4 protein-coding genes are annotated in these 6,082 nt (G+C 51.8%); 1 reads left to right on the top strand and 3 read right to left on the bottom strand.

All coding sequences use genetic code 11. The features are described 5' to 3' along the window. Nucleotides 1–282: 282 nt before the first annotated feature. Entirely contained in the window at nt 283–1,581 is a 1,299-nt protein-coding gene (locus tag OGV52_RS01215; protein WP_016154060.1) for an MFS transporter, read from the top strand. On the opposite strand, the gene OGV52_RS01210 is transcribed toward OGV52_RS01215, so the two are convergent. The 3 genes from OGV52_RS01210 to OGV52_RS01195 all read right to left on the bottom strand — a co-directional run bounded on the left by OGV52_RS01210 (nt 1,578) and on the right by OGV52_RS01195 (nt 6,076). After that, a complete protein-coding gene (locus OGV52_RS01210; protein ID WP_019077413.1) occupies nt 1,578–1,913 on the bottom strand; it encodes a YfiM family lipoprotein in 336 nt (111 codons plus the stop codon). The genes OGV52_RS01215 and OGV52_RS01210 overlap by 4 nt on opposite strands. A gap of 32 nt (nt 1,914–1,945) precedes the next feature. Next, a complete protein-coding gene (pssA, locus tag OGV52_RS01205) occupies nt 1,946–3,301 on the bottom strand; it encodes a CDP-diacylglycerol--serine O-phosphatidyltransferase (protein WP_003835350.1) in 1,356 nt (451 codons plus the stop codon). Nucleotides 3,302–3,415: 114 nt separating this feature from the next. Next, nucleotides 3,416–6,076, bottom strand: a complete 2,661-nt coding sequence (locus OGV52_RS01195) for a bifunctional acetate--CoA ligase family protein/GNAT family N-acetyltransferase (protein WP_200108069.1) — start codon at nt 6,074–6,076, stop codon at nt 3,416–3,418. Nucleotides 6,077–6,082 lie beyond the last annotated feature (6 nt).

Raw genomic sequence — 6,082 nt, 5'->3', positions numbered from 1 at the left:
CAAATAAGTGAAGAAGCCCATCCTGCCGGATGGGCTTTTTTGCGTCTGCAGGGAGTGAAAACTGCCGGATGCAGCGTACCATTTTATCCAACCCATAAAAGCCCACTCTATTTCAAACCGATTTTTCTCTTTCTCGAACATATCTGAATCCTTTCTCTGCTAATGAAAACCGTGATCTTTCTCTCATAATAAATTATAACAATTATATAACATTTATTTCACCAAAAAAGACACAACCACCATTGATAAATTAATGCAATCGTTGGCAGGGGTACAATTCTAATGGCTGATAGCAGTGTAACTGAGAACGGGGCGCTGGCAGACGGCGATACTCGGCGTCGTATATGGGCGATTGTCGGAGCATCATCAGGGAATCTGGTCGAATGGTTTGATTTCTATATCTATTCTTTCTGCTCTCTCTATTTTGCTCATATCTTTTTTCCATCAGGAAACACCACCACGCAACTCTTACAAACAGCCGGAGTTTTTGCTGCAGGCTTTCTGATGCGACCGATTGGCGGCTGGCTGTTTGGTCGCATCGCGGATAAGCACGGGCGTAAAAAGTCGATGCTGCTGTCAGTTTGTATGATGTGTATGGGATCGCTGGTGATCGCTTGTCTTCCGGGATATGAAACCATCGGTACCTGGGCTCCTGCTCTATTGCTGCTGGCTAGGTTATTTCAGGGGCTGTCTGTGGGTGGTGAATACGGGACCAGCGCTACCTATATGAGTGAAGTAGCCGTTGAAGGTAAGAAAGGTTTTTATGCTTCCTTCCAGTACGTGACGTTAATCGGCGGGCAGTTACTGGCACTGCTGGTTGTGGTCATATTACAGCAAACGTTAGAAGACTCAGCGCTAAGATCGTGGGGTTGGCGTATTCCATTTGCGTTGGGCGCCGTACTGGCTATTGTTGCGTTATGGCTGCGTCGACAGTTGGATGAAACCTCGAAACAGGACGTTCGCGCGCTGAAAGAAGCTGGCTCTCTGAAAGGTCTGTGGCGTAATCGCAAAGCCTTCATCATGGTGCTTGGCTTTACCGCTGCTGGCTCGCTGTGTTTTTACACGTTCACAACCTACATGCAGAAGTACCTGGTTAATACCGCCGGTATGCATGCCAACGTAGCCAGTGGGATTATGACGGCGGCACTGTGTGTGTTTATGCTGGTGCAACCGTTGTTCGGTGCCTTGTCAGATAAAATTGGCCGACGTACTTCAATGCTGTGTTTTGGCGCGTTGGCCGCGATTTTCACCGTCCCCATTCTGACAGCGTTACAAAGCGTGACGTCCCCGTATATGGCGTTTGCTCTGGTGATGTGTGCCTTGCTGATTGTGAGTTTCTATACGTCAATCAGCGGTATTCTGAAGGCCGAGATGTTCCCGGCACAGGTGCGCGCTCTGGGGGTTGGATTATCTTATGCGGTGGCCAATGCTCTGTTTGGTGGCTCAGCCGAATATGTTGCGTTATCCCTGAAGTCTGTCGGTATGGAAACAACATTCTTCTGGTACGTTACAGCACTGGCAATAGTCGCATTTTTGGTATCGCTGATGCTGCATGGGAAGGGGAAAGGTCTGCGCCTCTAGTGATGTGCCAGTTGCCAGACCGCATAGCCGGTAGACGCGCCTGCAACATCCCAGGCGAAGTCTTTCCAGCTCCAGCCGCTCCCAGCGGGGCGGCTGTCCCATAGCTCTTTTGACGCGCCCAGGCTGACAGAGAACATCAGGCCGATAGCCGCGCTGCGATCGCGGCTGTTGCCCTGATGTTGAGCATATTCGTTTCCAGCTGCGGAGAGCATAGCGGAGGCGATAAAGTGTTGAGCCTTGTCTTGTCCGCTCCAGCGGTCGTTTGCCATGTGGCTGCAGCCAGAAATGGCCAGGATACTGAAAAGAATAAACAAGCGCACCGTTGCCTCCATAGGAAAAACCCCGTCACTGGACGGGGTCTTGGTTACAGAATACGGCTAATTAATCTGTCGATACGGATACGGCGTAGTCGACGGATGAGCTTACGCACTTTGACTGGATAGTCGGCAATGCTTTGCAGGTCGCGATAGTGCTTAACGACGGTAGTATGCGTGCGAATAAGCTCCAGCTCTTTATCGCGCTGGGGAGTCAGCTCTTGCTTCGGATCGTGGATAAGGATGGCGTTTTCCAGATCCAGACGCCAGGCGCGAGGGTTCAGGTTGTTGCCGGTGAGCAGCATCCATTTATCATCAACCCACATGCCTTTCAGATGATAGGTGTTGTCGTCATCTTTCCATAAGCGCACGACCAGTTGGTCGGTATTCACATAATATTGCAGTCTGCTCAGGAAACGGCGCAGGTTAATTTCATACAGGTAGGGCAGCGCGCCGATGATTTTAAATGGCTCATCTTCTGGAATGAAAAAGTCGTTGGCGGTTTTATCACCGACAATGATCTCGACCTTTTTGCCTTCACGCAGCAGCTGAATGATATTGCGCACCAGTATAGCGGGCAGGTTGAAATAAGGGGTACAGATTGTGAGCTTGTGCTCCGCGCAGGGCATAAGGTGGAAAATGGTCTTATTTAACAGACTGGATTTTCCAAGGCCTACCAGAGGCGTTACCGAAAGCTGTTCATTATCCGCATCACCCTGAAAATGGAATGACGCATCGCGCAGTTCCTGACGGTACAGGCGGATGTCGTTTTTAATTTCCGGGCTTTTAGGGCGATTAATATCATCAAGGCGATTAACGCCGCGACCGTTCATCAGGTTCTGCGTGACCCAATCGAACATGATATCGGCCATTTGAGCATTGCGAATCAACTGATAACGGTCATAGCGATATTTATCATGCTGATGCAGATAAACATCATTCAGGCTGGCCCCGCTATACAGGACGCTGTCATCGATGATAAAGCCTTTAAAATGCAGGACGCCAAGCGCTTCTCGGGTGTTAATCGGAACACCGTAGACAGGAATATCAATACCTGGGTTTTCTTGTGCCATTCGGCAATACCAGTCAGCGTTGGTATTCGATGCTGCAGCACCAATACGTCCGCGCTGGGCTCGGTGCCAGTCGACAAGCACCCGGACATCCAGTTCAGGACGCTGCCGTTTTGCCGCATAGAGCGCGTCGAGTATGCCTTTGCCACCGTCATCCTGTTCCAGGTACAGCGCAATAATGCAGATCCGTCGCGTCGCGCTGGCTATTTTTTCCAGCAGAGTCTCCCTGAAATTAGCGGGAGCATAAAAGAAATCTACATCATCAACTGACTGAGAAATCTTGGGTAGTTGGGCAAGGTGTTGTTGATGTTTATTACGCTTAAATTTTGACAACATCACAGTGCATTTCTTCTCTGTTCATTGAAGGGTCCTCTGTGCTATGCAGACGACATAAGCGGGTAATGATACCACCAGTACCTATTAATGTGGTCAACATTTCCAGTACCTTACTCACGATTCCTCAAATTGGGCCAGATTAAGCGTTAGCCCAACAATTCCCTCTTCGAGTTGGACGTCAACAGCGAACCCGAGTTTCCGGGCCAGGGCGACCATCCCACGATTGTTTGGCATCGTAATACCATTCAAACGTCTAAGTCCGTGATCTCGGGTATATGCAATTAATTTTTCCATCAACCGGCGACCCAGTCCAAGCCCTTTGAGATCTGAACGAACCAGCACGGCGAACTCGGCGTCAATGTTATCAGGATCCGAGATTGCTCGCGTTACGCCGAGGATCTCTTGCTGATTGTTTTTACAGCGTACCGCAACAAAGGCCATTTCCCGATCGTAGTCGATCTGCGTCATATTGGCTAAATCTTCGTGGGTAAATTCGTTGATCTCACTGAAATAGCGATAATAAAGATCTTCTTTTGTTACCTGAGAAATGAACTGCTGCAGATGAGGTTCATCCTCGGGCAAAATAGGGCGGAACAAGCAACGCTCGCCGTTCTTCAACTCCACCCATTCTTCAAGCTGATGGGGGTAGGGACGTATAGCCAGCCTGCTTTCGTTATCGCCCGTGAAAGGGGCAATGTCCAGCGTGACATCCAGCGCGGTAAATTCACCGGCGGAGGCCAACAGCGGATGAATATCCAGACGCTGAATTTCCGGACAATCGACGATCAGATTGGAGACCTGCACCAGAAGCTGACTTAACCCGGCGATATCCAATGGGCGTAATGCGCTGCGAGCGCGGATCTTTTTATTTTTGATCCCCTGGATCACCAGATAACGCGCCAGATTCATGTTCAATGGCGGCAACGCCACCACGGCTTGCTGTTCTGGTCGCCACTCAACTCCGCCTTCACCAAGCATAATCAACGGGCCAAATACCGGGTCATGTTCAACGACGACGCGCAGCTCCTGAGCGCCAGCGCGATTCGCCATACTTTGTACTAATAAACCGTGAATGCGCGCCTGCGGCCAGGCCATTTTTACCCGATCAAAAATCGCATTGGCTGCCTGCTGCACCTCTGTTGCCGTTCGCAGGTAGAGCATTACCCCCTGAACTTCTGATTTATGCGGGATATCAGGAGAACGTAGCTTTAGCGCCACCGGGTAACCGATTTGCTCCGCGATGTGTACGGCTTCAGCGCTGTCGCTGGCGATCCACGTCGGCAGCGTGTGTAAGCCATAGGCTTGTAAAATCGGCTGCACTTCATGGGTATCCAGCGACGTTGCTCCTTCAGCAATCGCCTGCTGTAACAGATTATGCGCCTCGGCGGTGTTGGTGGTCAGGTAGTCGGGCAGCGCAGGGGTTTCCCGCAGTTGCTTCTGGTTACGCCGGTACTCCACCATATGCATAAACGCGGTGATGGTGCCTTCTGGCGTGCGGTAGGTAGGTAATCCGGCTTCGCTAAACAGTCTACGGGCTTCCTGGGAGGAAAACTCTCCGCACCAGTTGGTCAGCAACGAGACGAACTTACCGCGGGGATGACGTTTTACCGCTTCGATTAACGCTTGTGCGCTTTCTGTTCCCGGGGCGGCTGCGCTGGGTGAGTGAATCACCATCAGTGCGTCGAAATCCTGGCTGGCGAGCAAGATATCCAGCGTCTTAACGTAGTGTTCGCTGCTGGCGTCGTCACGCAGATCCAGCGGGTTGGCGATATCAATATGTTCAGGTAACGCATCGCGTAATTTCTGGCAGGTATCTTCACTCAGTGTCGCCAACTTGCCATTTTTTGACCACAGCTCATCTAATGCCAGTGCGGCAGGCGCGGCCCCATTGCTGATGATCATCAGCCTGTCGCCGCGCAGCGGACGCATGTGGCTTAGGGTTTCTACCGCAGAGAAGAGCTCGTGAGTGTCTTGTACGCGTAATAAACCGGCGCGCTGGATAGCCGCGTCCCACGCAGGGTCCATCCCTGCACTGGTATGCAGTAAACGCTGCGCAGCCGGACTGCGACCACTCTTAATCACCAGAATGGGTTTATTGCGCGAGGCGCTACGGGCGGCGGAGACAAAGCGCCGGGCATCACTTAAATGTTCGAGATACAGTAATATCGCGCTGGTTTTACTGTCGCGCGCCAGGTAATCCAGCAGTTCATCAACGTCGATATCCAGGCTGTCGCCCAGCGCGATAAACCAGGAAAAACCCATGTCGCGCTGCTGCGCCCAGTCCAGAATGGTGTTGGAAATCGCCGCTGACTGGGAAATAAATGCCAACTTACCGCGCTTGATGGGGACGGGGGAAAAGCTGGCGTTAAGCCCCTGCCAGGGCGCGAGAAGTCCCAGGCTGTTTGGGCCGAGGAGACGTATGTTGTAGCGTGCGGCGCAGGCCAACAATTCCAGGTGCTGCGATGCGGGAGCTGAAAGAATAATGCAGGTTTTACAGCCTTTCTCGCCAAGCGCTTCGAGTAATGCCAGGTTGCGGCTGGCATTGGTGCACAACACGGCAAGGTCTGGGCTAAAAGGCAGGCTGTTGATATTGGGCCAGGCCAGGACGCCCAACACCGCTTTCCATGCTGGCGTCACTGGTAAAACAGGTCCATTGAAACCGCCGGCAAGCAGGTTACGCATCATCAGGTAACCTGCGCGATTAGGCTTCATTGACGCCCCAATCACCGCAATGGATTTCGGTCGCAGTAGTGCTTCCAGACCACGCTGACTCATATCGGC

Origin of the sequence: Citrobacter sp. Cb041, from assembly GCF_030336655.1 — a bacterium.
In the GTDB taxonomy this organism is placed as follows: Bacteria; Pseudomonadota; Gammaproteobacteria; order Enterobacterales; family Enterobacteriaceae; genus Citrobacter; species Citrobacter braakii.
Note: the sequence above shows the minus strand (reverse complement) of the source record. Positions and strands in the feature narration are given on the sequence as shown.